This window comes from Paenarthrobacter sp. UW852, from assembly GCF_024608385.1.
In the GTDB taxonomy this organism is placed as follows: domain Bacteria; phylum Actinomycetota; class Actinomycetes; order Actinomycetales; family Micrococcaceae; genus Arthrobacter.
Genome location: NZ_JAMSGY010000003.1, coordinates 192,954 through 218,508 on the forward strand (window position 1 = coordinate 192,954; position 25,555 = coordinate 218,508).

The window sequence follows — 25,555 nt, forward strand, 5'->3', positions numbered from 1 at the left end:
GCCAGGGGAATGCTACTTAAAGCTGGCTCCCACCAGGCCACGCGTTGCTGCAACCAGCTTCATGGGATCAGCGGAGCCTGCCGGCGGAATGTAGACCGCAACGGACTCGGCAAAGTTCAGGACCATGCCCGTCGTGGTTTCCTTGCCTCCGGCAAAGACTGCGGAATCATCCTCCAACAACAGCTTGTCACCGGCAGCCTTCGGCGTGCCTTCGAAAGCGAAGTCCAGTCGCCCAACCACCAGCGCACCGCCGTCGGCCGTACGCAACACCACAGTCTGGTTGGTGACCGGGGTGTGGGTGAACTTGAAGTTGGCGCTGGTGCCGTTCTTCACGGTGTCTGCCTGGTAGGCCAACGCACCGGCGATGTAAGGCGAGGACTGCCCATCGGCGAGCTTGCTCCGGTTAGGCGAATCGGGGTTCGTCAACATCTCGCCGAGGATTCCCAAGGCCTCGTTACCGCTGTACGCAAGGCCGGTGCTGTCGCTGGCAGGAACGGGTTTGGTTCCTTCACGGGGTACGGGGAAGGACGGGAAGTTGGTGCCCGGCTGCAGCGGAGCGGTGCCCCACAGCTTGTAGTTTTCACGCGGGGACAGTTGAACCAGCGTCAGGACCTGCGGCACAACGTTTCCGTCGCCCTGGGTGAGGGCGAAGACCGTGCGGGGCCAGTCACGCTTGGTGCTGATGACGCTGCTCTGCAGCTTGGTGGCACGAACCGGCATACGCGGTTCGTAGGCGGACACTGTAGACCGGATCTTGTAATTCGCGGTCCGGACCTGCAGTTCCATCTTGTCCACCCGGGGAGCAAGCTTGGCTGCATCCTTTGCGGCATCGGCCGCGTCAACGGTACTGGCAACCTGCTCCAGGATGCGCTGCAACTGGGATTCCAGCATGACCGGAGTACCGCCGTCCGCGGCTGCCGGGGCTGAACTGGCAGAAGGCTGGGGCGTGGTGGTGGCCTGCGCGGCGACGGCCGTTCCGCCCACCATGACAGCAGCCAAAGCTGCCGCTACTGCCGTAACCCGCAATGCGGGGCCTTCTTTTTTGGTCTCACGGACCGGTGTCGTGTCGTCCGCGGGCGACTGCACCGGCAGCGACGTAGTTTCTTCAGCGTTCCCCGGGCCGTCATTTTCGCCATCCCTGCGGCGGTTACTGAGGGCCTTGGCAATGAATGGAAGGGCGGCGCCAACCAGGATAATGATGATGCCCAGGACAATCAGCGGCACGGCCCAGGGGGTCGTGGCGTTGTTCGGGAAAGTCATGGAAATCGACGACGGCGCGGGCTTGGTTCCGTCGCTGGCTACCAGGAGGGACCACTCGCCATCAGCCGGCGGGTTCCAGGTGTAGTCAAGTTCGCCGCTGCCGTCTTCGGTGCTGACCCAAAGGTCGGATCCTGCGGGAGAAGGCGCAGTGGCCTCACCGTCGGCAGAGGAAACCTCCAGGGACTTCTGGTCGGCCGACACGCCCGTCAGGGTGGTGTGGGCAGTCCTGCCAACCCAGGCGTTGACGTCGTCCGGACGCCCGGTAGCAACCGTGAAGTTGCCTTCGCCCTGGATCTTGATCTTCACCGGCCCGTCGTGGAGTGCGATCAACTTCTGGTCGATCACGGTCAGCGGGGCAGCTTTGGTATCACTGGGTACCGAAGCCGTCACAGTCTCGGATGGAGCCCAAAAAGTCAGCTGGCCAATGCCGGCCAGCATCGTCAGCAGGCCCAGCAGCACCAGCAAGGCTGCAGTCTTCAAACGCACAGGATCACCTATCATCAGCGGTCGTTGAACTTCAAGGGTAACCGTTTTGTTATCAGAGAGTCAGATCGCGCCGACGGCGGCATGGTCCCTTAAAGCGCGGGATGGCGCCGCTGCAGCGCGATTCCGCGGTCCTGATAGTGTGGCGATGATCATGAACACAGGACCTTCCTGCGTGCCGGTCAGCCCCGTACCACCAATGAAAAGGCAGCTAAACCGCGTGAAAGAACCGTTGGAGCCCCGTCCCGCCAATGAGCCCGGGTCAAGTGCGGTGGAAGCCACGTCAGACGGAACCGCCGCGACCGTTCCTGTCCGCACGGGGCGGCTTGCCGCCATCAGCCGGAGACTGAGGCAGCCGATCCCGGGAGCGCGTACCCGCGTCCGTTTCGAAATGCCTCCCGAGGAAGAGGGCACAGATGTCCGCGAGGACTTCCGTCCCGAGGACGATCATGGCTTCGGCTCCCCTGGCCCCCGGATGTCATCCCAGCACCCGCTGTACGTAGGGTTCATGGGCACCGCCGGAGTCGGCGTTGCCCTTGCAGTGTTCTACATCGCAAGCAACACCACGCAGCTCATTCTGTGGATCGTTGCGGCCCTTTTCATTGCGCTCGGACTTGACCCCGTGGTCCGTTGGCTGGAGGGCCGCAAGGTCCCCCGCCCCGCCGGTATTTTGATTTCCGTTTCCGTGCTGGTGCTGGCGGTAGCCGGTTTCTTCGCCACCTTGATTCCTACGATTGTCGAGCAGGTTTCGGAAATCGTGCGCCAGGCCCCGGACTGGATCCGCGGCTTCCTCGACTCGGACTTCTTCCGGACAGCGGACAGCCAGTTCGGTGTCCGGGACCGGATCACCACGGAACTGGATAAGTTCGTCAAGGACCCTGAGACCATGGGCGGAATATTTGGCGGCGTGGTCGGCTTCGGTTCCACCGTGGCCAATGGGCTGTTCGGTTCCTTGATAGTGCTCGTCCTGAGCCTGTACTTCCTGGCAGCCTTGCCGTCCATGAAGAAATGGGCGTACCGCCTGGCTCCCCGTTCCCGCCGGCCCAGGGTCCAGGCTTTATCGGAGGCCATCACTGATTCCGTGGGCAACTACGTGATCGGCCAGGCCTGCGTCGCCCTCCTCAACGCGATCTTCGCGTTCATCGTGATGACGATCCTCGGCGTTCCGTTCAGCGTGCTCCTCGCGTTCGTCGTGTTGCTGCTCGCGTTCATTCCGCTGGTGGGAGGCCTTATCGCCGCAGTCGTGGTCATCCTCGTTGCACTCACGGCCGGATGGCAGACCGCCGTCGTCTATGCCATCGCCTACTTCGCGTACCTGCAGTTCGAGGCCTACTTCATCTCCCCCCGCATCATGCAACGCGCGGTCGCGGTTCCTGGCGCCGTTGCCGTGATTTCCGTGATCGCCGGTGGCAGCCTGCTCGGGGTGCTGGGCGCCCTGATCGCCATCCCAACGGCTGCGGCCATCATGCTTCTGATCAAGGAAGTCTTTATCGTCCGCCAAGACCGGCACTGACCTTCCGCTGTTTTAGTACAGAGAATGCCCCTAAACCCTCGGGTTTAGGGGCATTCTCTGCATAACCACCCAGTCAGGCGCTGGCCACCGGGTCAGGCGCTGGCGACCGGCCCCGCCCACTGGCGTGGCAGGCCGTCCACTCCGGCACCCGCGGAAGTGACGTCGTCGACAATTTCATCCAGGACGCGCGCCGCGTACTTCTCGCCCACCCAGAGGTGCTTGGCACCGTCGACGCCGACCAACCGGGCCTGCGGAACCAGGCTGAAGCGCTGCGCTGCCTCGGCAGGTTGCAGATAGTCATCGTGCTCGGGCACCAGGACCGTCAGCGGCTTCCCGGAAGATGCCCACTCTTTGAGGTGGACGTCAGTGGCACGATGCAGCGGGGGCGACAACAGCACAGCTCCCTGGATCTGTGAAGCGACCGGCTCCACCGCGCCGTACATCAGGGCGAGTTCGGTACCAAAGGACCAGCCGACCAGCCAGCGGTTCGGCAGGCCACGATCCACGGCAAACCGCACCGCCGCTTCAACGTCGTAACGCTCACCGATGCCTTCCTCGAACTGTCCGTCGCTTGTCCCCCGCGGCGACTGCGTGCCACGGGTGTTGAACCGCAGCACTGCAACGCCGGCCAACGCCGGAAGCCTGTAGGACGCCTTGCGGTAGACATGGGAGTCCATGAACCCACCGTGGGTCGGCAACGGATGCAGGGTGATCAAGGTAGCCGCGATTTCACCGGATTCGGGAAGCGCGAGTTCCCCGCGCAGGACTTTGCCGTCCTCGGTGGTGAACTCGATATTTTCGCGCCGGGCAGGCAGGACCGTTGAAGCGCGGATCTCGGATGGCGCGTCCTGTGGCGTGAAAACAAGCGAGGCGGGATCGAAAGTCATGCGTCCAAGCCTATTCGAATCAGCGGTAGCGGTAAGTCCGCGACGTCCAGCAGTTGGTGTGCCAGTGACGGCGTTCGGCCAGGCCGGCTGCCTGTCCGAACAAATGGCTGTCAGACCACACCACCAGATGGGCGATGCCCGGCAGGATCGCCGTGGAGCAACCCGGGCAGATGTATTCCTTCTCTGCCTTCTTGGCCGTCATGGTCCGCACCATCCAGTCCCCGTCAGGTGCGCTCTCGCGCCGCGCAATGCCGCTGCGGGCGCGCTCCAGGTCAAGTTCGGGCACCGGCTCAGTCCACTTGCCGCCGTTGCCGCCCGAGCGTGTACCGGACGCGTTGCGACGGGGGCGGTTGGAGCGGGGCATGGTTCCATTCTGCCCCAGCCACCAGGTCCCAGGCGGTATTGTGGGGCGGGTGCGACTCGTCATAGCCCGTTGTTCTGTTGATTACGTTGGCCGCCTCAAGGCCCATCTCCCCCTCGCCACCCGGCTGCTGCTGGTCAAGGCGGACGGCTCAGTGCTGGTGCACTCGGACGGCGGTTCCTACAAACCGCTGAACTGGATGAGCCCTCCCGCCACGCTCCGGGTGACGTCACCCGAAGAGACCGAGGTTGAAGAAGGAGTGGTGGAGCAGTGGACCGTTCAATCAGCCAAAACCGACGACCGCCTCATCATCAACATTTACGAGCAACTCCACGACACGTCCCATGAGCTCGGAACCGACCCCGGCCTGATCAAGGACGGCGTGGAAGCGGACCTCCAGCGGCTGCTTGCCGAGCAGATCGAAACCCTCGGAACGGGCTACTCCCTGATTCGCCGCGAGTACTTCACCGCCATCGGTCCCGTGGACATTCTGGCCAGGGATGCCAACGGAGCCACGGTTGCCATCGAACTCAAACGGCGCGGCGACATCGACGGCGTCGAACAGTTGACCCGTTATCTTGAACTGCTCAACCGCGATCCCCTGCTGGCACCCGTGCGCGGTATTTTCGCCGCCCAACAAATCAAGCCGCAGGCCAAAGTCCTTGCCAACGACCGCGGTATCGACTGCGTCACGTTGGATTATGACGCGATGCGCGGTGTGGATGACAGCGAATCCCGCCTCTTCTGATCCCCTCCCTTCGGGGGACTGTGCGTTGGGCCACTAGAATCGAAACCATGACTGCCGCCACTTCCTCCGCTCCGAGCCATCAGATCATCAAAGGAACGCTTGTCAGCGACGGCGAGATGGTGGAAGACGGCCTTCTTGCCATCGACGGCGACAGGATCGCCTATGCGGGTCCTGCCGGGGATTTTGATCCCGAGGCCTATGACGGCTTCCAGAGCGCTGTCCGACTTGGCGTTCCCAGCGGCAGCTACCTCATTCCTGGCCTTGTCGATGTGCACTGCCACGGCGGAAACGGTGGAGATTTCCCGGGAGGCGATGAGGCGTCGGCACGTAAAGCCGTGGACTTCCTGCACCGCTCCGGTACCACCACTTTCCTCGCCAGCATGGTCACAGCGCCCCGGGAAGACCTGCTTCGTGGCATAGAACTGTACGTGAAGCTGGTGGACGAGGGGCTCGTGGCCGGCATCCACCTCGAAGGCCCTTTCCTCTCCCATGCCCGCTGTGGCGCCCAAAATCCCGACTTCCTGCTGGACCCTGACCTCGAACTCATGGCTGAGCTGGTCGGCGCCGCCGATGGCAAGCTCGCCACCATGACCTACGCCCCGGAGCTTCCCGGAGCCGGAGCGCTGGTGGACCTGATGACGTCCCACGGCGTCACACCATCGCTGGGACACACCGACTGTGACGACGCCACTGCGGCGGCGTCGCTGGCTGCGGCCCGGGAGGGGCTTGAGCTGGCAGGGTTCGACGGCGTCAGCTCGCTTCCCACGGTGACGCACCTTTTCAACGGGATGCCACCCCTCCATCACCGCTCACCCGGCCCTGTCGCCGCCTGCCTGCGCATGGCCCAGTCAGGCAAGGCCGTTGTGGAGCTCATCGCGGACGGCACCCACCTCGACCCAGACACTGTGGCGACCGTTTTCCAGCTGGTCGGTGCCGCCAACATTGTCCTTGTGACTGATTCAATGGCGGCAGCCGGCCTCTCGGATGGAAACTACATGCTCGGCCCGTCGCCCGTGACCGTCAGCGGCGGAGTAGCAACACTGGATGCGACCGGATCCATTGCGGGTGGCACCGCAACCCTTCTTGAAGTGGTCCGCAAAACGGTGGCAGCCGGCGTCGCACTTCCTGACGCCCTCTGCTCGGCAACAGCGGTCCCCGCCGCAGTCCTGGGACTATCCGATGAAATTGGCGGGCTGCGCCGCGGATTGCGTGCCGACGTGGTTGTCACCAATGCCGACCTGGAACTCACCGGCGTCCTTCGAAACGGAAAGTGGTTGCACCAGTAATGACGGCATGTGAATTCAAAGGTCGGCGTTACCTTCTTTTTACCGAAAATTTTCCCGAATTGCCCAAAAGACCGTTGACCTCCGGCAGGCCGCATGAAAGTGTTGTAGCAGTCTTTGTGTAGGTGGTTTTCATGCTCGCAAGACGAGTTGCGAGCGTGAAGCTCCTGCGAAACCAGCCGGGCCAGGCCTGGCGGGAATCCATGGTCTTCTCGCGGAGTAACAAAGCCGGTACGAGGTGTATCGGACTGCTTTTCCATAATGAGGAGAAATACATGGCACTGGGAACCGTCAAGTGGTTCAACGCTGAAAAGGGCTTCGGCTTCATCACCCCGGATGACTCGGATGGGGACGTTTTCGTTCACTACTCCGAGATCCAGACCGGTGGCTTCAAGACCCTCGATGAGAACCAGCGCGTTCAGTTCGAGATCGGCCAGGGCGCCAAGGGCCCCCAGGCAACCGGCGTTACTGTCGTCTAGCATTACCTGTTGAATTCTGCTTCCGGCAGGAACAACACCGTTGGCCCCGGCTTACCAGCCGGGGCCAACGCATTTAAGAAAAGCCTCCACCAATAGGCGTTGACAATTCAACCAACCAATGTTCGAAGAAGCCTTGCAGAATGTCGTACCGACAATCCCGGCAGATACGCGCGACTCAGCGCACGTCCCATTGCGGGAAGGTGCAGCGGGTCTTGGTAATACATGTACAAGGACCGGTACTCAGGTTGGAATCGTGACTTAAAGGATGCCAATGACCGGAATCCATAAACCGGTTCCAGTGCCTGTCCCACGGCGTCGAGAATTCCGGCAAGGCCTTTCGCCTGCTGCTCGATTTCGCCCTTGTCACTGGCAAGGGGCGAGCCCGACAACGAGATGACTTCCACGGAGTCCCGCAAATGCAGGACGGCCGAGGCTATGAGGAACTCCATCACTCCGGGAAAGGCATCGCCGCGTCGCCGCATGAAGTCCAGCGTCCAGCTAACAACCTTCCCGTTCTGGTGCACCGGCAGCCAACTGGTCACCCCGTAGACATAACCCGCCTCGTCCACGGCCACGCAGCAGAGAACGTCGTCGTCCTCCAACTCGTCCAGGCCACCGAGCGTGAAGCCCATCTCGGGAATCTTCTTCTGCGCAGCCCACTCTTCGGAGACCTCGCTGACCTGGGCGCGGACTCCGTGCGGCAGCTCCGAATAGCGGCCCCAACTGGCTTTGATGCCGCGTTTTGCTGCGCGGTTGAGGGACGTCCGGACGTTCTGCCACTCCTTTCCCCGGAACTCCAGGTCCCTGATGCGGAGACGGGTTTCCTGGGCCACCGCGACCCTGCGAAAACCCTTGGACTGCAGCATGGGCCATAGCTCATCGGTGCAGGAGTAGAAACACGGGATCAGGGCGTGCTGGGAGCAGAACTCAAGGAAACCCTCAGCCGTAGCTACGTGGTGCTCTGCCGCGCCAAGGGGTCCGGCGAGCGTCAGCGCTACGTGGCCGTGTTGCTGGTAGGCAACACCCCCGCTGACATCTGCCGTGAACCAGTACTTGTTGGGCTCCCACAGCGCCATCCATGACAACGAATCGCCGCCTTGCTTCGCCAACGCCCGGGCCTTTTGACGTGATTGGTGGTCCAACCCTCCAGCCAGGTGCCCACGCACCAGGAGAACCCAGACCCCCGCCAGCGCGACGAGCCAAAAGACTGTGCCGGAGTAGGAAAAAAGGAAGACTTCAAGGACGTCACGGTCGGCAAAGACCTTGCGGTAGACGCCCGGCAGTGGGACCGGAAGGTACTGGCGGGCGAGTTCAGCCGCCAAACCAAGCAGTCCACCGTCGCGGTCCATGCCGCCCGACGCCAGCCACACCGTTGTGTAGGCAAGGATGAGCGCACCGCCCGTCAACCCCACCCACCAAAAAACCTTCCGGCGTAGTCGCTCCGAAGACCCCACCTTGAAGTGCCCCCGGTATACGAACATCAGGAGCGCAAGTACCAAGGGAACGAGTACCAGCGGAATCAGGTGTACCACGGCCGAGTTCAGCATCCCCACGTGAGGACGTCCCTGCACCCGCGGCATTCCGGCGAAGAGGGCCAGGTAGATTGCCGACAACGCCACCACTACCAGCTGCACTCCGATGGCAATCCCCAGGGCCAGCCGGCGGCCCCGCCGCATTCCGTCCGCGCAAATGAGCAGGAGCACTACCGGCACCACAGCCAGCGCCAGTCCGAAAGGTCCCGTGTACGCTTGCCGCCCCGATTCAAGGCACGCGACGTCGATTGTTCCGCCACAGCTGGTTTCCAGCTGGCTCAGGGTGGGCAAGGGGTTCAGGATGACATCACGAAGCAAGGACAGCGGGCCAGAGGGGCTGTTGGCAACAGCCGTCACGATTGGCCCCACGGCGAAAATCGCCATGGTCAAGGAAAGCAGGTTACGTACTTCCCTGCCCGTGGAACGGTAGAGATAAAGATGGCCCTGGCTGCTCTGCATCCACCATCCGGCGGCGAGGCCAATCAGCGCACCGAGAAACCCCACGACCGTCTCTGCGTGGCCAACGTACAGCAGCAGGAGCAATGAAATGGATAGCGTCACCGTCCGCAGGCGTCGCTGCCACAGGGTGGGTAGAAGCGCACTCGCTGCCATGGCCGTAGCCAGAATGGCGCCGTAAGGACCAATCAACCGGGTGTCGGCCATGCGCGACAACCAGCCGTCATCAGCTTGGCGGGCAATTTGGGTGACCAGCAAGAACGCGGAGACACAGGCAAACTGGCCGCCCAGAAAAACCCCCGCCGTCTTGAGTGGTCCGAAGCGCCGCTCAGCCAAACCAAGCAGGAACAGCATCATGAGGATGGCTGTGGCGTAGGCAAGGGGGTTGGTGGTGAAGAAAAGGGATGTCCAGATGGACCACCACTCCCCAGCCTTCAGCCCGGCCAGTGAAACACCGGCCACTGGAAGCCACGGCTCCGGCGGGCCCATCAGCAGGCTTCCGGACGCTATGGAGAGCACGACAAAAAGCACCAGGGCAAAGAGGGTGAAAGGTGTCGAACGCAGGTGCCTGCCAGCTTGCCTGATGGCTGGCAACACCATACGGCTCAGGGCGAGGCTCACTGTGGGATTCCCCACCGCTTGGCCAGGAATCCTAGCGCCCCTGGCATCCCCTCGATCACGGCGTCCCAGGAGTGTCCGGCATGGGCGATGGACTGCTCATGGGTGTCGAATCCCGAGTTCCGGGCCGCATCTGCCAGTTCATGCATGTATGCCGTGAACTCGTGGTCCGCTTCACCGGAAACCAGATACACCCCGCTGCCGGAAAACCTGCGTTCAGCCATCAGAACCAAGGGCGTCCTGGACTCAAAAGCTTCAACATCGCCGCCGAAGGAGTCCGCAATCGTCTTGCCCCGATCCTTGGCAAGGGCCGGCTCGCGCTCGGCGGAGAACGGAACAACCGAAGGAAACAGGTTTGGGTGCAGCGTTCCCATTTGCATGGCGCACGTGCCGCCGAAGGAGAATCCGCCAACTGCCCATTGCCTGTGGTCGGTGGAGACATCCAAAGTGCTGCTGATCCAGGCTGGCACATCCTGGGACAGGTACGTGTCGGCGTGGGCGATGTTGCTGTCCATGCACATGGTGTTGGCATTGGCCGATCCATTGGGATCCACCACGACCGTCACTGGCGCCAATCCCCCGTGGTCCGCAGCAAAGCGGTCCAGGAGCGCCCGAAGCCTCCCGCCACTCAACCAGTCGGTAGGGCCGCCGGGCTGTCCCGCATAAAGTATGAACACAGGAAGGCTGGGCCGCGGGGACGACAGATAAGCAGGGGGCAGATAAATGTAGGCGTCCCGGGCATCGAAGCCTGAAGCCGTACCGGGAATGTGGGCTTTGCGGAGGACTCCGCCTCCAGGCAGGGAATCAGGAGCTTTCCATGCACTCAGCGACGGACCGGGCACACTGCCTGCTGACCGTTGGAGGCTTGGCTCCAGCGGCTGTATCCGCGCCACGGCCGTGCCGAGCAAATCGGCCACAGTCTTGTTGAGTCCGAAGTAAAGATTTACCTGGGCAACGCACAGGAGAACCACGCCCAACATCGCCACACAACCCAGCAAGCGACTTTTGGCGCCGTTTCGTGGAAGGCGGGCAATGCTCAGGAGCAGGGCTGTGACTGCAAGGACAGACCAGACCAACGTCTCAAAGGGCAGGTTCTCCGAGAACGATGCCGTGAGGTCAATCAGGATCCAATGGACCAAGGCCACTACACCTACGGACAGGAGAAGGCAGGCAACCACTACGACAGGCCAGGACCGCTGGCGGCGCCACAGCAGGTACAAGCCCCCAACAGCCCCGAATCCGACGCAGAACCACATGAAGGGCCCATCAACCAGGCTGACATCCGAAAGGAAGTCCATGTCGCCTATCGCCAGGTTCCCACGCCGATGACCGGTCCGGCCTCCAGCCAGGACGAAAGTCCTGCATAGGCATCAAAGTTCATGGCAAGCATGAACTTGGTGCCTTCATACTGCAATTCGACAACCACGACGCCGGGTTGAACCCTCACGAGTTCGTCCTCAGTCGGCTGGCGCCGCCCGAGCAGCTCCAGTGAGCTGCGGGTGAACTTGTACTTGGGAATCACACTGAGCGACATTAAGCGGAACCACTCAAGCTCATTGTCCTGATAACGACAAACCCCCATCTGCCAGCTGTTTCCAGCCATGCAAATGGAGGCGTCTACCGTGCCGAGGGCACGCCGCAGATTGAAGCGGCGCACCCCCAGAAGGCACAGTGAAATGATCAGCAACGTAAACGCTGTTGCCAGGGCGATGAACGGAAAAAGGGAGTCGTCCATCAAGGTCGTGCTATCGGATCCCCGCTGTAGCCGCTTCGCCCAGTTTGGCGTTGTCAGCAACAATGACCACGCGATCGTTGTCCACGGAGAAGAACCCACCGTCAACAACTACAGCGATCCGGTCACCGGAAACCGGCTGGATTGCCAGCTCGCCCTCGGCCAGGATGGCCAAAAGGGGCGAGTGGCCCGGCAGGATTCCGATTTCACCATCGCTGGTGCGGGCCTTCACCATCTTGGCCGCTCCGGACCACACAAAGTGGTCCGCCGCGACAATCTCAACCTCGAGCTCAGCCATACTACTTGGTCTGTTCCTGGATCTTGGCCCAGTTGCGCTCGACATCATCCAGGCCGCCGACGTTGAAGAACGCCTGCTCTGCGATGTGGTCCAGCTCGCCGTCGCAGATGGCCGTGAAGCCTTCGACGGTGTCCTTGATGGACACGGTGGAGCCTTCGACGCCGGTGAACTGCTTGGCGGTGTAGGTGTTCTGGGAGAGGAACTGCTGGATGCGACGTGCACGCGACACGACGATCTTGTCCTCTTCGGACAGTTCGTCAACACCAAGGATGGCGATGATGTCCTGGAGTTCCTTGTTCTTCTGCAGGATCTGCTTAACACGGACAGCCGTGTTGTAGTGGTCCTTGCCGATGTACTGGGGATCCAGGATGCGGGAGGTCGACGTCAGCGGGTCAACGGCCGGGTACAGACCACGGGATGCGATTTCACGGGAAAGTTCCGTGGTCGCGTCGAGGTGTGCGAAGGTCGTTGCCGGAGCCGGGTCGGTGTAGTCATCAGCGGGCACGTAGATGGCCTGCATCGACGTGATGGAGTGACCCTTGGTGGAGGTGATGCGCTCCTGGAGCAGACCCATCTCATCAGCAAGGTTCGGCTGGTAACCCACAGCGGACGGCATGCGGCCGAGCAGCGTGGAAACTTCCGAACCTGCCTGCGTGAAGCGGAAGATGTTGTCGATGAAGAGCAGCACGTCCTGGTTCTGGACATCGCGGAAGTACTCCGCCATGGTCAGGGCGGACAGGGCCACGCGCAGACGCGTTCCCGGCGGCTCATCCATCTGGCCGAATACAAGGGCGGTGTCCTTAAGAACGCCTGCCTCTTCCATTTCAACCCAGAGGTCGTTACCTTCACGGGTACGCTCGCCGACACCGGCGAAAACGGAAGTACCACCGAAGTTGCGGGCAACACGTGTGATCATTTCCTGGATCAGAACGGTCTTGCCGACGCCGGCGCCACCGAACAGACCGATCTTTCCACCCTTGATGTACGGGGTGAGGAGGTCGATGACCTTGATGCCGGTCTCGAGCATCTCCGTGGAGCCCTCGAGGGAAGCGAAGGCCGGAGCCTTGCGGTGGATCGGCCAGTAGGCGTCAGCCTTGATCTCGGTCTCTTCGACGTCCAACGGCTTGCCGAGGACGTTGAAGATGTGGCCCTTGACGCCGTCGCCGACGGGCACGGAGATCGGTGCGCCGGAGTCCTGCACGGTGGTACCGCGGACAAGTCCGTCGGTAGCCTGCAGGGAGATGGCGCGAACGAGGTTGTCACCCAGGTGCTGGGAGGTCTCGAATGTGATGGTCTTGGTCTGCCCATTGAGGGTGATCTCAGTGGTCAGAGCGTTGTAAATCGACGGGATTGCGTCAGCCGGGAATTCGACGTCGACAACCGGACCAATAACACGGGCAATGCGGCCGGTGGCACCGGCCGTTGCTACGTGTTCGGTAGCAGTGGCAGTCATCTCTCTCACTTCACTCAGTAGATGGCGTGGGGTTAAGTTTATCTGTTGTTGCAGGTAAGGCTTTACAACCGAAACAGCTGCGGGCTAGGACGCGAGGGCGTCGGCGCCGGCCACGATTTCGGAAAGCTCCTGCGTAATTTCGGCTTGGCGGGCCGTGTTGCGAAGGCGCGTGTACTTCTTGATCAGATCCGTAGCGTTGTCACCGGCCGACTTCATGGCACGCTGGCGGGCAGCGAGCTCGGAAGCTGCAGCCTGCAGCATTGCTGCGAAGATGCGGGATTCGATGTAACGCGGGAGCAGTGCATCAAGCACCTGCTCGGTTTCCGGTTCGAATTCGTACAGCGGCAACAGCTCGGACTCCGAGGCTGCTTCCTCTTCGACGACCTCCAGCGGGAGCAAACGGATAACCGTAGGTTCCTGCGTCACCATGGACTTGAAGCGGGTGTAGACGACGTGTATCTCGTCCACGCCTCCCTCTTCGAAGTCCGTGGCGAAGTCTTCCAAAAGTGCAGCTCCGACTTCCTGGGCGGTTTCGAATTCCGGTGCGTCCGTGCCGCCGGTCCATACACGGGAGTATGACCGGTTGCGGAAATCGAAGTACGCCTGCGCCTTACGGCCAACGAGGTACGCCTTGACTTCCTTGCCTTCTGCGTGAAGAAGCTCGAAGAGACCTTCAGCCTGCTTGAGCACGCTGGCCGAGTAGGATCCTGCAAGGCCGCGGTCTGAGGTAATAATCAGGACAGCGGCACGGCGGATCTGCTCCGGTTCCGTGGTCAGAGGGTGATCGATTTCGCTCTGAGTTGCGACAGCAGAAACGGCGCGGGTAATCGCGTTCGCGTAAGGCAGTGAAGCTGCTACGCGTGCGCGGGCCTTACCGATGCGCGAGGTAGCGATCAGTTCCATCGCCTTGAAGATCTTGCGCATCGACGTCGTCGAGCTGATCTTCTGACGGTAGACCCGAATCTGGGCTCCCATACTTATCCTTTCCTATGTTCCCGATGTGCTGCCCTGCCGGGGCCCTCGCGGACCCCGGCAGGGCAGGTTATCGAAACTAGCGCTTCTGCTTGACGATCTTTTCCTGGTCGACGTCGCCGCCGGCGATCGCTGCGTGCTCTTCGTGGCCTGCGCCAACCAAGTGGTTGTCGCCCTGGCCGAAGAAGCCCTTCTTGAACGAAACGATGGCTTCCTTCAGTGCAGCAGCGGTGTCGTCATCCAGGACGTTGGTCTGGGCCAGCGTGGTCAGGATGGAGGACTGGTGCTTGAGGTGCTCCAGGAACTCGGACTCGAAACGGCTGATGTCCTCAACCGGAACGTCATCCAGGTAGCCGTTGGTACCGGCCCAGATGGAGACAACCTGGTTCTCGACCGGGAACGGCGAGTACTGGCCCTGCTTGAGCAGTTCCATCAGGCGGGCACCACGGGTCAGCTGCTGACGGGAAGCAGCGTCAAGGTCGGATGCGAACATGGCGAAGGCCTGCATGTCGCGGTACTGGGCCAGGTCCAGCTTCAAAGTACCGGAGACCTTCTTCATGGACTTGACCTGTGCGGCACCACCAACGCGGGACACAGACACACCAACGTCAACAGCAGGACGCTGGTTGGCGTTGAAGAGGTCCGACTGGAGGAAGATCTGGCCATCGGTGATGGAGATCACGTTGGTCGGGATGTAGGCGGAAACGTCGTTCGCCTTCGTCTCAACGATCGGAAGACCGGTCATCGAACCTGCGCCGAGCTCGTCGGAGAGCTTTGCACAACGCTCCAGCAGGCGGGAGTGCAAGTAGAAGACGTCGCCCGGGTAGGCTTCGCGTCCCGGCGGACGGCGCAGCAACAGGGACACGGCGCGGTAAGCCTCGGCCTGCTTGGACAGGTCATCGAAGATCACCAGGACGTGCTTGCCGCCGTACATCCAGTGCTGGCCGATGGCAGAACCTGCGTAAGGTGCCAGGTACTTGAAGCCAGCGGGGTCGGATGCCGGGGACGCCACGATGGTGGTGTACTCCAGCGCGCCGTGGTCCTCAAGGGTCTGGCGTACGGCTGCGATGGTGGAAGCCTTCTGGCCAACACCAACGTAGACACAACGGACCTGCTTGGTGACATCTCCCGAAGCCCAGTTGGCCTTCTGGTTGATGATGGTGTCCACTGCGATTGCGGTCTTACCGGTCTGGCGGTCACCAATGATCAGCTGACGCTGGCCACGGCCGATCGGGATCATGGCGTCGATAGCCTTGAGGCCGGTCTGCATCGGTTCGTGAACCGACTTGCGCTCGGTAACGCCCGGTGCCTGGAGTTCCAGTGCACGGGTGCCCTCTGCCTTGATCTCGCCAAGGTCGTCGATCGGCTGGCCCAGGGGGTCGACAACGCGACCCAGGAAGGCGTCGCCAACCGGAACGGACAGGATTTCACCGGTGCGGTGAACTTCCTGGCCTTCTTCAATACCGGTGAAGTCACCGAGGATAATGACACCGATCTCGCGGACGTCGAGGTTCTGGGCGAGGCCCAGCGTGCCATCTTCGAAGCGAAGCAGCTCGTTCGCCATGACCGAGGGAAGACCCTCAACACGGGCGATGCCGTCACTTGCGGTGGTCACACGACCAACCTCTACGCGCTCTGCGTTACCGGGTTCGTAGGACGCCGCGAACTCGTTCAACGCATTACGGACGTCGTCGGCGTTGATGGTCAATTCGGCCATCTGCAGTCCCTGCTCTCCTGTTTTCGTGATCATCGTTGCTCACGATGACCGGGATTTATATCAGTTAAGTTGTGCTTTGTCTTTGCTTAGCCAGCGAGCTGGCGGCGAAGTTCGGTCAGGCGGGCTATGACCGAAGCGTCAAGCACTTCGTCACCTACCTGGACGCGGACTCCGCCGATCAGTGCCGGTTCGACATTGACGTTGACCTTCAGTTCGCGGCCGTAAAGGGCGTTCAGCCCGGCCTGCAGACGGCTGGCCTGCGTTTCCGTCAACGGACGGGTAACGCTGACGGTTGCAATCCAGCGCTGCTGGCGCTTGGCTGCAAGCTTGGCGAAGGACTCGACAAGCTTGCTCGGCCTGACACCCCGCGGATGCGTCACTGCCTGGCTGATGAGAACCTTGGCTTCCTCGCTGATGCCAGGAACAAGCTTCTCGACCAGTGCGATCTTTGCCGCGGGCGATGCCTGCGGCTCAGACAAAGCACGTTGTACTTCGTGGCTGGAAGCGACGGCCTGGTTGAAAGCAAACAGATCGTTTTCCAGCTCTTCCAGCCCCGTGATACCAGAGGCAGAAACGGCCGACTTGTTTTCAGCTACAGCAATGACCACCGTGGCGGCAAGGGTCTCGAGTGCATCGCCGATATCGCGTGCAGATGCCCAGCGTGAGCCGGCCAACCCGCCCGCAATCTCAGCAGCATCAGCGGAGACTTTCCCGCCAACCAGCTGCTTGACCAGCGCCGACTTCTCGTCTCCGGTACGGGACGGGTCAGTCAGGGCGCGGCGCAAGCCAGCCGAGCTGTCCACCGTTCCCAGGATTCCGAAGAGGTCCTTAGCCAACTGCAGCGAGGCGAAAGGAAGCTTGGCTTCCAGTTGCGCCAGTGCTGTGGTCAGCGATTCGCTCGATATACCTGCCATTACTTAGCTGCACCTGCGCTCTGGGTCTCCAGATCAGCAAGGAAGCGGTCCACAACGCGTGCGGCGCGCTCGTCATCGGTGAGTGCTTCACCAACGATGCGTCCGGCCAGCGTGGTGGCCAGGGTGCCAACCTCGGAACGAAGCGAGACAACTGCTGCCTGACGCTCCGATTCGATGGCAGCGTGTGCCTGCTCGGTGATCCGGGCGGACTCGGCAGCTGCCTTGGCCTTGAGGTCCGCGAGGATCTGGGCGCCTTCGGCGCGTGCTTCTTCGCGGATGCGGTTGGCTTCGGCGCGGGCGTCGGTGAGCTGCTGCTTGTACTCTTCAAGAGCTGCAGAAGCTTCTGCCTGGGCCGCTTCGGCCTTTGCAATGCCACCTTCGATTGCTTCGGCGCGCTCTGCGAAGGTCTTCTCGAACATCGGGACAACAAACTTGACCACGATGTACAAGAGGACCGCAAAGCCGACGAGGACAACGCCCATTTCCCAGACGTTGGGAACGAGCGGGTTGCTCTTCGCTTCGCCTTCAGTGGCGGCTGAGATGATCAGCTGATTCATATTTCACCCGTCCTATCTACTCGTGCGTCGAATTCGCTTGGGTTCTTGTTATTAGGAAAGAACGAAAGCGAAGACGAGGCCGAGGATGGCAAGAGCTTCAGTCAGTGCCAGACCAAGGAACGCGATCGGCTGCAGCACACGCTGAGCTTCCGGCTGACGTGCAACACCGTTGATGTACGCGGCGAACACGAGACCCACACCGATACCACCGCCGATGGCCGAGAGACCGTAGCCGATGAGGTTGAGGGAGCCGTTGATGGTGCCTTCCATTTTTTCTTCCTTTCAAGATGCCGCCCGTGCGGCAGGTTGTTTGGGTTGCTTCATCCCCGCGAGGGGAAGTTTTTGGGAGCCTAGTGGCTGTCGGCGTGCAGGGCGCCTTCGATGTAAATAGCGGTCAACAAAGTGAACACGTAAGCCTGCAGCGCCATGATCAGCGCTTCGAGCATGTACATCGCCACGGCACCAACGAGGACCAGGACCGATGCGCCCTTGAGCAGGACGTTCTCCTGCATAACCAGGAACTCGATACCGGAACCGGCAAGCATGACGATCAGGTGACCGGCCAGCATGGTCGCGAACAGACGGAGGCTGTGCGTGACGGGGCGGACCAGGAAGTTCGAGATGATTTCGATCGGTACGACGATCAGCAGGATGTACCACGGGATGCCCGACGGCACGGTTGCGAGCTTGAAGTACTTCAGGCCGTTCTTCTTGACGCCGATTGCGATCCAGGTGAAGAAGACGATGCCTGCCAGCACGTACGCTCCACCAACGTGGGAGAAGCTTGGCAGCTGGATGACGGGGATCGCGCCATAGATGTTGTTGACCAAAATAAAGAAGAACAAGCTGAACAACAGCGGAACATACTTGATGAAGTCCTTGCCGCCGATGATGTCCTTGGCGATGCTGTTGCGGACGAAGCCGTAGGCCATCTCGCCTGCGAACTGCAGCTTGCCGGGAACCAGCTGCTGCTTACGTGCAGCGAGGATAAAGAATGTAGCGATAATGACGACCGATAGGATCACCAGCAGCATCTGCTTGGAGAAGCCATCGTGCGCACCCCAAGGCAGGATTGCCGGCAGGTGCATTTCGTCGATTCCGGGTGGGGTGAAGGACCCCGAATCCTGGGCGGGGAGCGCAAGCGCGATCAACGCGTTTCCTCTCTGCTGTGTCCATCATTGGGCATTGGTTGGAGTCCGGACGCGTTGGACGCATTCGTCATCCGTGTGAAATTATTTGGCATTACTGTCCCCGTCCGTGGACGGACCGCTGTCTGCGTTACTCTCGCCAGGAGTGGTGCTTTGCCTGGTGAGGCCGTGCATATGGGAAAGATAGAACCCTCCTGCGGCTCCCAGCAGAGCGCCAAGGAGCACAATCCAGCGGGTCCCCCACAGATTATCCAGACCCCAGCCTACCAAACTCCAGACAATGATCCCGCCAATGATGTAGCTGAAGACGGCCATACCGGCGTTATATCCGCCGTCGTTTCCGTCGTTGCCGGTTTCGTTGCCGCTGGCAGGTTGCTGGGCAGGAAGGGACGGGCGTGAATAGCGCTTACGCGGAGACATCCGGACCGTCCTTCTGCTCGGCTGGGTCGTTGTAGATCTGGAGGCGGGCCTTGCTGAAGCCGTAGATTTCCGCGGCCTGCCAGAAGACAACGGCAACCACAGCACCAATCAGGAACCAGCGGTGGTGGAGCCAGTCCGGAGCGCCGAGCACAAAGAGCACCACGGCGAATCCGATCACCTTGATGAAGTACGTGGCAACAAAGAGCCCGACTGCGCCGGAAGGGTTGTGACGGCCAACAAAATGGCCGATCAGGAGGCTGATTCCGAAGAAGAGCATGACCAGGGCGGAGCCGAACGCTGCTGAAAGAGCGCCTTGCCCGCCGTTCATGAAGGCCGCGATGACGCAAGTTATGGCTGTTGCTGCCACCGCTGCTGCGGCACTGAGCATGAGCAACCGGAGCCACAACGATGACTGGCCGCCAACAGATCCAACACCACGTTTACCGGACGGTCGTCCGGTTTCGGCGTTGGATGTCATGGGGATACCAATCCTTGTGGCACAGGTGCCATCTTCTCAAAGGGGGATTTACGGGCGAGTGACTGTCCGCAGTAAGAATTCTACATGAGATAGAACTGTGACTCTAACCAGACTTCATCTACTGCTCCCCCGGCCGCGTCGAGTTCCGGGTGAAGTAGGGCCACGCCGTAACTGCCGCCATGACGAGCGCTGCCGCGATGACAACGATGAGTACCACCTGCCACGGGAATACAGCGAAGGCGACGCCGCCGAACGCAAGGATGCAGGTCCACACATACAGCATGACGACGGCGGTACGGTGCGAGTACCCCAGGTCGACCAGCTTGTGATGGAGGTGCCCACGGTCGGCGGACCACGGTGACTGTCCCCTTGCCGTCCTCCGGATCACCGCCATCCCCAGATCCAGGAGTGGAAGGGACAGGACCGCGAAGGGCAGGAGGATGGGAACCACTGTGGGGATACCGTTGGCGCGATCGTAAAGGCCGGACCCGATCTGTCCCGTCGCCACGACGCCGGCGGAAGCCATGAGCAGCCCGATCAGCATGGCTCCCGAATCCCCCATGAAGATTTTTGCCGGGAACCAGTTATGGGGCAGGAATCCGATGCAGCTGCCAACCAGGATGGCCATCAGTAGTGTCGCCAGGTCTGAATTGTCGGTGGAGGGGTTGTTGCGGTGGACCCAGTAGGCGGTGAGGAAGAACGCTCCCCCGCCAATTGTTGCCACCCCTGCTGCCAGTCCATCGAGCCCGTCGATAAAGTTCACGGCGTTCATGGTGGTGACAATCAGGCCCGCGGTGAGAACAATCTGGACCACCTCGGAGCCCAGGAAGATCGGTTCGGGGATGAACGGGACGACGGACATCCGGACTCCCCAGACAGCCACAATGAGCGCAGCCGCTCCTTGTCCGAGCAGTTTGATCCACCAGCGTATGTCCAGGATGTCGTCCGCCACTCCAACCGCCACGATGACGACGGCGCCCGCGAGAATCCCCCATGGAGCATCGTTGTGCCTGAAAATGTCCCTGACGAAGAAGGAATTGCTGGCAACGACCAACGCGACGAAGAAGCCGGCGAAAATGCCCAGGCCGCCCAGCTTGGAAATCAGCACGGAGTGCATGTCGCGGCTCCGGATGGGCCTGTAGAGCCGCAGCTTGTTCCCGGCCACGCGTGCGCCCCACGTCCCCGCGTAGGACACCACGGCAGCCGTAAGCGCCATCAGCAGATACATGATCATGCTGCGGCTCCCGGAATTTGTCCGCCGGTTGGATCGGAAGCGCTTGTCAGCGAACGTGGCCGGATCCCCGCCTGGATGCCGGGGAATCCCGGGCAGCTCAAGGTGTGGAATTCTGTCTGTGGATAAATGGAACTACTCCGTCGCCATGCCTGCACCGGCTCTGCCGAATGTTGCGGGATTTTCGTGGACTCTTGTCACGATACTAATGCCATCGGCCGTGACCAGCCTGTGACGCAGCCGCAGGACCCCAAGTTGTTTAGCTGCCTTAGCACCGCTTTTTTATTGCCGGACGGGCTGCCGGACATCACGCAGCGCGTAGATTCCGGCCAACACTTCGGCGTTGGGACGCGGCGCCCTGAGGCCGTCCCGGAGGCCTTTGAAAAGTCCTGCCAACAGTACTTTCCGGTTTTTGGAAGCGATGATCGTCCGGGTCCAGTTTCGCAGGGAAGCACCGGTGAAGAGCGCCTTTTCCCACGGCGCCAGTGCGTTGGACCGCGTATAGACCCACACCTTGTTGCGCACCTCGTAGTAAAAGCGGGGACCCGGGTCGGCGCCGGCATCACCAAAGACTTTCGTGTGGTGGTTGGCAACCGACGCGTTGGTGCTCAATGCTATGCCCTTGCGGGAAACCCTGGCGGTGTACTCCAGGTCATCGTTCCAGATGAAGTAGTCCGCTATGGGCAGTCCGTGGCGCCTGATTTCCGCTGCTTGGATGAGGACCGAAACGAACGAAGCGCTGCGGATTTGCGTGGCACCGAGTCGGGCAGCGGCGCTTCGGGATTCTTCGCTTGCGCCCATCCGGGGGCGCATGCGGTTCATGGGATGGTCGCGACCATCAGTCCACACCACGCGGCTGGCGATGAAACCAGGGACGTCTCCTGTGTCCTGCCCATATGCCTGGGCAAGGGCCAGTGCTTCCTGCAGCGCCGGACGCTGGGGCTCAGTGTCGTCATCCATGATCCACACGTGGTCGGCGCGGTGGTCAAGGACTGCGCGTTCCATGCCGACTGCGAAGCCTCCTGCGCCGCCTACGTTGGTATTCAACGTCACCACGTCCGTGGTCACCGGCCCCTGGTAGCTCTGCAGGAACTCCGCTGTTCCATCCGTGGAGGCGTTGTCGACGACGACGACGACGTCCGGCACCCGGGTGCCCGAGGCGATCCCCGCCAAGGTTGTCTGGAGAAGTTCACGCCGGTTATAGGTCACCACGACGGCGACCACAATGGGTTGGGAGGTCATTCACTGGCCTTCGGTCTGGGATGGTTGGAAGCGGCGGCGAATCAAGAGGCCTGCCAGCTTCCACGGTTCAACAAATACCCTGTAGGCAACCCGCCCAGGATGGAGCAGGAGGCGCCAGGCCCATTCCAGGCCAAGGCGCCCCAGCCAGCGCGGAGCGAGTTTCTGGACGCCTGCAACCTGTTCAATGGCCCCTCCAACTGCGCAGTACACAGCCGGTGGCAACTCCGCGAGTCGTCGCCGGAGGACAGTTTCCTGAAGGGGCATCCCCAAACCCAGGAGCACCAGTTGGGGACGGAAGTCGCTGAGCCAGTTCACTACGGCGGCCTCCGTGGCGCCATCCCAGTCTTCACCCGGCATTCCGTCAACGGTCATGCCAGGCGCAATGGACCGCAACCGCATGACGGCCTTCGTGTTGGCCTCACGACCAGCACCAACCACTGCCACGCGCTGCAACCCGGGCACTTTCCCGAGATCAGGAATCCAATCCATTGACCCAAGCCGGTAGGCCATGGCTCCTTGGCCCAGTGGACGTAATTGCTTCCTGTGGGCCAGGCCCCACAGCAAAGCCACGGGCGCGCCGTCCAGCAGGACAATGGAACTGTCCCGATAGAGGGAGCGGAACTCCGGGCAGGAGTGGAAAAGCGTAATGCTGTGGAGGTTGTGACCCAGCACCGTGGCGGTGGTGCCCGCTGCAATGAGGCCGCCCATGGCATTGATGAGCTCATCAACGCGCAGGGGAGTGGCGTCGACGTCAAGGACGGGGACGCGTTGGCGGTCGGGAATCATTCGGGCTTGGCTTGGACTGGAGCGCCTGGTTCCGCGATGTCGGCCGCAGGTTCCTGTTCAACGGCGTCAGGTTCCGATACGTCCGCCTGCGCGTCACCGGAGGCAGTTTCCTCAGGTTCGGCCTGCTGTCCCGGGACCTCAGCCCCAAGGGTTTCCCCAAAACCAAGGATGGACGGAACGATTTCGCGCAGGCGTTCAAGCTCGATGGCGCCTTGGCGAACCACACGGAATGGCGTGGACGTGGCATCGACGATCGTGGACGGCAGCGCTGCGGTGCCCTTGACGGGCCGGAACCCGCCTTCCAGGTAGACCTCCACCGATTCAGCCAGTTGGAGGCGGGCCTCGGAAGCTGTCTGGGCCGCCTCCTGGCCTGTGCGGTTGGCGGAGGAGACCGCGAGCGGGCCGGTCAGGCTCAGGAGGTCCAATGCGATCTCGTCGTCTGGCACCCTAAGGGCTACGGTGCCTTTGGTATCGCCCAAATCCCAGTCCAGGGATGGCTGGGCGTGCAGAATGAGGGTCAGTCCACCGGGCCAGAAAGCCTGTGCGAGTGCCCGGGCATCCGCCGGTACATCGGTGGCCAGCCCATCCAGGGCATTGATCCGGGGAATCAGCACCGGCGGGGGCATCTGGCGGCTACGGCCCTTGGAAGCGAGCAGCAGGGTGACGGCCAGGGGTGAAAAGGCGTCCGCACCGATGCCGTAAACAGTGTCAGTGGGAAGCACGATGCACTTCTTTTCGCTGATGGCGCGCTGGGCGTGCTGAAGGCCTTCAGTCCGCTGGTCATCGGAAGTGCAATTGTAGGTTGTGGTCACAGCCCTATTCTTTCACTCATCAGGAGCGGCGCTTGCCAGCAGTGCGCTGGTGGCACGTTCCTTGCCGTTCAGGTCAAAGTGCGTGGTGACGTCATTCCAACGTCCCGTTCCCCGGAGCATCCCCGCGATCCACGCCGCCTGGACTTCAGCGTGTTCCATCACAAAGTAGCCGCCTGGTTTCAGGAGCCGCGCCGCAGAGGCTGCTGCCGCCGTCGGGAGTTCCATGCCGTCCGCTCCCCCACCGTACAGTGCCTCGGGTGGATCGTGGAGTGCAACTTCCGGTTCTGTGGGTATCGCCTCCGCCGGGATGTACGGCGGGTTGGAAACGACGACGTCGAAGGTTCCGTTATGTTCGGGCAGCGCATCCCTGAGATCGCCCTGCAGGAGCGTGACCCCCAGGGGTTCCAGGTTCTTCGCGGCCCACGCGTGCGCAAAAGTACTGAACTCAACTGCGTGGACTTCGGCACCCGGGATCTCGTGGGCAATCGAGCCGGCGATCGCACCGGATCCGGTGCCAAGGTCCACTACTTTGGGATGTGGCATTCCTGCCAGGTGGTCGATGACCAACTGGACCACCGATTCCGTTTCAGGCCGGGGTATGAACACACCGGGGCCAACGCGCAGTTCAAGGTACCGGAAATAGGCGACGCCGGTGATGTGCTGCAACGGCACCCGCGCGGCACGTTCGGCCACCAAATCCGCATAGCCTTCAGGCGCAGGATCACTGCCGAGGAGCATCGCGCGAAGCCGGCCAAGGCCGACTCCCAGGAGGTGCTCTGCGAGAAGTTCCGCGTCCACGCGCGGGGTGGGCACGCCCGCCTCGGTAAGAATGGCAGTAGCCTCGCGAACTGCGTCCGCGAGGCTCTGGCCTGGGTAAAACGTCATGGATCTACTCTGCTGTTGAGGTGCGGCAGTGTGCTATTCGCCGATGGCGTCCAGGCGCGCCTGTTCGTCAGCCTCAATGGCCGACTGGATGACGGGCTCAAGATCGCCGTTCATCACGGCATCGAGGTTGTAGGCCTTATAACCCGTCCGGTGGTCCGCAATCCGGTTTTCCGGGAAGTTGTACGTGCGGATGCGCTCCGAACGGTCCATGGTGCGGATCTGCGACTTGCGCTGTTCCGAGTTGGCGGCGTCGATCTGCTCCTGCTGGTGGGCAAGGAGCCTGGCACGAAGAACGCGCATGCCGGCTTCACGGTTCTGCAGCTGCGACTTCTCGTTCTGCATCGCCACGACAATGCCCGTGGGCAAGTGGGTGATGCGGACGGCGGAGTCAGTGGTGTTCACGGACTGGCCACCGGGACCTGAAGAACGGTAAACGTCGATCTTGAGGTCGTTCTGGTTGATTTCGAGCTCTTCGGGCTCATCAACTTCGGGAAGAACCAGGACACCTGCAGCGGAGGTGTGGATACGGCCCTGCGATTCGGTCACGGGAACGCGCTGCACACGGTGGACACCGCCCTCAAACTTCAACCTGGCGAAGACACCTTCTGCGGGATCGTTGGAGTTTCCCTTGATCGCGACGGAGACGTCCTTGTAACCACCGAGGTCAGATTCGGTGGCCGAGATCATTTCGGTCTTCCAGCCACGGGATTCGGCGTAGCGCATGTACATGCGCAGGAGGTCGCCGGCGAACAACGCAGCTTCATCGCCACCTTCGCCACCCTTGACTTCCAGGATCACGTTGCGGGCATCATCAGGATCGCGCGGGATCAGCAGCCGGCGAAGACGTTCCTCAGCTGCGGGGATCTGCTCTTCCAACTGCACTACTTCAGCGGCGAAGTCGGGATCCTCGTCAGCCATCTCCTTGGCAGCCTCAAGATCGTCGTTGAGCCCGCGCCACTTGTTGTAAGCCTCCACAATGCCCTGAAGCTGAGCAGATCGCCGTCCCAACTTCCTGGCCGCAGACTGATCAGCGTAAACGGCAGGATCACTCAACTGCGCCTGAATAGCAGCATGCTCATCAAGCAAACCCTGTACGGACTCAAACATTCTCAAACCTCTTTCGACTTCTACAAGTCTAATAACTGCATCGTGTGGTCACGCACAGCCCATTTGGGGGCCCACTGGGCCGTCTCTGACCTCACGTGGTGTCGGGAAGGATTCCTTAAACAAAGACCGCTCAAAATATGCCGGCCAGGGAGTGGCTTCGGGCCTGCCGGAGCCGGGTAGCTT

26 protein-coding genes are annotated in these 25,555 nt (G+C 61.6%); 4 read left to right on the forward strand and 22 right to left on the reverse strand.

All coding sequences use genetic code 11. The features are described 5' to 3' along the window. Positions 1-12: 12 nt before the first annotated feature. Positions 13-1,761 (reverse strand): hypothetical protein, encoded by a 1,749-nt coding sequence (locus tag NEK97_RS07080; protein ID WP_257369132.1) that lies wholly within the window; start codon positions 1,759-1,761, stop codon positions 13-15. Positions 1,762-1,963: 202 nt separating this feature from the next. Between NEK97_RS07080 and NEK97_RS07085 the strand changes: the two genes are divergently transcribed. After that, a complete protein-coding gene (locus NEK97_RS07085) occupies positions 1,964-3,256 on the forward strand; it encodes an AI-2E family transporter (protein ID WP_235521596.1) in 1,293 nt (430 codons plus the stop codon). A 92-nt stretch (positions 3,257-3,348) separates the two neighbouring features. Here NEK97_RS07085 and NEK97_RS07090 read toward each other — a convergent pair whose 3' ends face one another. Further along, the gene (locus NEK97_RS07090; protein WP_257369133.1) at positions 3,349-4,143 is read right to left on the reverse strand and encodes an alpha/beta hydrolase; all 795 of its coding nucleotides are present in this window, start codon (positions 4,141-4,143) and stop codon (positions 3,349-3,351) included. 19 nt (positions 4,144-4,162) lie between these two features. After that, positions 4,163-4,507, reverse strand: a complete 345-nt coding sequence (locus NEK97_RS07095) for an ATP/GTP-binding protein (RefSeq protein WP_257369134.1) — start codon at positions 4,505-4,507, stop codon at positions 4,163-4,165. Positions 4,508-4,556: 49 nt separating this feature from the next. Between NEK97_RS07095 and nucS the strand changes: the two genes are divergently transcribed. From nucS to NEK97_RS07110, 3 genes are all read left to right on the forward strand, one after another. Continuing rightward, on the forward strand, positions 4,557-5,252 hold the full coding sequence (nucS, locus tag NEK97_RS07100) for an endonuclease NucS (protein WP_235521599.1): 696 nt from the start codon (positions 4,557-4,559) through the stop codon (positions 5,250-5,252). A 47-nt stretch (positions 5,253-5,299) separates the two neighbouring features. Beyond that, positions 5,300-6,538, forward strand: coding sequence for an N-acetylglucosamine-6-phosphate deacetylase (locus NEK97_RS07105; RefSeq protein WP_257369135.1), 1,239 nt, complete (start codon positions 5,300-5,302; stop codon positions 6,536-6,538). 272 nt (positions 6,539-6,810) lie between these two features. Continuing rightward, entirely contained in the window at positions 6,811-7,014 is a 204-nt protein-coding gene (locus NEK97_RS07110; protein WP_018776337.1) for a cold-shock protein, read from the forward strand. Positions 7,015-7,121: 107 nt separating this feature from the next. Here the strand turns inward: NEK97_RS07110 and NEK97_RS07115 are convergent, their stop codons facing one another. From NEK97_RS07115 to prfA, 19 genes are all read right to left on the reverse strand, one after another. Beyond that, positions 7,122-9,638, reverse strand: a complete 2,517-nt coding sequence (locus NEK97_RS07115; protein ID WP_257369136.1) for a DUF2156 domain-containing protein — start codon at positions 9,636-9,638, stop codon at positions 7,122-7,124. Next, positions 9,620-10,918 (reverse strand): alpha/beta hydrolase family protein, encoded by a 1,299-nt coding sequence (locus NEK97_RS07120; RefSeq protein WP_257369137.1) that lies wholly within the window; start codon positions 10,916-10,918, stop codon positions 9,620-9,622. Before NEK97_RS07120 ends, NEK97_RS07115 begins: the two co-directional genes overlap by 19 nt. 5 nt (positions 10,919-10,923) lie before the next feature. Beyond that, positions 10,924-11,355 (reverse strand): DUF2550 domain-containing protein, encoded by a 432-nt coding sequence (locus NEK97_RS07125; protein WP_235521603.1) that lies wholly within the window; start codon positions 11,353-11,355, stop codon positions 10,924-10,926. 10 nt (positions 11,356-11,365) lie between these two features. Next, a complete protein-coding gene (locus tag NEK97_RS07130) occupies positions 11,366-11,650 on the reverse strand; it encodes a F0F1 ATP synthase subunit epsilon (RefSeq protein WP_026540143.1) in 285 nt (94 codons plus the stop codon). Between the two features lies 1 nt (position 11,651). Then, entirely contained in the window at positions 11,652-13,103 is a 1,452-nt protein-coding gene (atpD, locus tag NEK97_RS07135) for a F0F1 ATP synthase subunit beta (RefSeq protein ID WP_257369138.1), read from the reverse strand. A gap of 84 nt (positions 13,104-13,187) precedes the next feature. Continuing rightward, the gene (locus tag NEK97_RS07140) at positions 13,188-14,078 is read right to left on the reverse strand and encodes a F0F1 ATP synthase subunit gamma (RefSeq protein WP_257369139.1); all 891 of its coding nucleotides are present in this window, start codon (positions 14,076-14,078) and stop codon (positions 13,188-13,190) included. Between the two features lie 76 nt (positions 14,079-14,154). Continuing rightward, the gene (atpA, locus tag NEK97_RS07145; protein WP_211711786.1) at positions 14,155-15,792 is read right to left on the reverse strand and encodes a F0F1 ATP synthase subunit alpha; all 1,638 of its coding nucleotides are present in this window, start codon (positions 15,790-15,792) and stop codon (positions 14,155-14,157) included. Between the two features lie 86 nt (positions 15,793-15,878). Continuing rightward, the gene (locus NEK97_RS07150; protein WP_257369140.1) at positions 15,879-16,706 is read right to left on the reverse strand and encodes a F0F1 ATP synthase subunit delta; all 828 of its coding nucleotides are present in this window, start codon (positions 16,704-16,706) and stop codon (positions 15,879-15,881) included. Continuing rightward, positions 16,706-17,263 carry a F0F1 ATP synthase subunit B gene (locus NEK97_RS07155; protein ID WP_257369141.1) on the reverse strand — a complete coding sequence of 186 codons (558 nt, stop codon included), beginning with the start codon at positions 17,261-17,263 and terminating at the stop codon, positions 16,706-16,708. The genes NEK97_RS07150 and NEK97_RS07155 overlap by 1 nt, the downstream gene beginning before the upstream one ends. 51 nt (positions 17,264-17,314) lie before the next feature. Continuing rightward, positions 17,315-17,533: an ATP synthase F0 subunit C gene (gene atpE / locus NEK97_RS07160; RefSeq protein ID WP_011775261.1), complete on the reverse strand. Its 219-nt coding sequence runs from the start codon at positions 17,531-17,533 to the stop codon at positions 17,315-17,317. An 80-nt stretch (positions 17,534-17,613) separates the two neighbouring features. After that, positions 17,614-18,414 (reverse strand): F0F1 ATP synthase subunit A, encoded by an 801-nt coding sequence (atpB, locus tag NEK97_RS07165; RefSeq protein WP_211711545.1) that lies wholly within the window; start codon positions 18,412-18,414, stop codon positions 17,614-17,616. Positions 18,415-18,495: 81 nt separating this feature from the next. Then, positions 18,496-18,831: a hypothetical protein gene (locus NEK97_RS07170; RefSeq protein WP_257369142.1), complete on the reverse strand. Its 336-nt coding sequence runs from the start codon at positions 18,829-18,831 to the stop codon at positions 18,496-18,498. Then, the gene (locus NEK97_RS07175; RefSeq protein ID WP_257369143.1) at positions 18,818-19,309 is read right to left on the reverse strand and encodes a hypothetical protein; all 492 of its coding nucleotides are present in this window, start codon (positions 19,307-19,309) and stop codon (positions 18,818-18,820) included. The genes NEK97_RS07170 and NEK97_RS07175 overlap by 14 nt, the downstream gene beginning before the upstream one ends. 118 nt (positions 19,310-19,427) lie before the next feature. Next, positions 19,428-20,543 carry an MraY family glycosyltransferase gene (locus NEK97_RS07180; RefSeq protein WP_235521609.1) on the reverse strand — a complete coding sequence of 372 codons (1,116 nt, stop codon included), beginning with the start codon at positions 20,541-20,543 and terminating at the stop codon, positions 19,428-19,430. A gap of 279 nt (positions 20,544-20,822) precedes the next feature. Beyond that, a complete protein-coding gene (locus tag NEK97_RS07185) occupies positions 20,823-21,782 on the reverse strand; it encodes a glycosyltransferase (RefSeq protein WP_257369144.1) in 960 nt (319 codons plus the stop codon). Further along, positions 21,783-22,568, reverse strand: a complete 786-nt coding sequence (locus tag NEK97_RS07190; protein WP_257369145.1) for a WecB/TagA/CpsF family glycosyltransferase — start codon at positions 22,566-22,568, stop codon at positions 21,783-21,785. It lies immediately after the preceding gene. Beyond that, entirely contained in the window at positions 22,565-23,380 is an 816-nt protein-coding gene (locus tag NEK97_RS07195; protein WP_257369146.1) for an L-threonylcarbamoyladenylate synthase, read from the reverse strand. The genes NEK97_RS07190 and NEK97_RS07195 overlap by 4 nt, the downstream gene beginning before the upstream one ends. Positions 23,381-23,392: 12 nt before the next feature. Further along, a complete protein-coding gene (gene prmC / locus NEK97_RS07200; protein ID WP_257369147.1) occupies positions 23,393-24,265 on the reverse strand; it encodes a peptide chain release factor N(5)-glutamine methyltransferase in 873 nt (290 codons plus the stop codon). Positions 24,266-24,298: 33 nt separating this feature from the next. Then, positions 24,299-25,372, reverse strand: coding sequence for a peptide chain release factor 1 (gene prfA / locus NEK97_RS07205; RefSeq protein WP_257369148.1), 1,074 nt, complete (start codon positions 25,370-25,372; stop codon positions 24,299-24,301). Between the last annotated feature and the right edge of the window lie 183 nt (positions 25,373-25,555).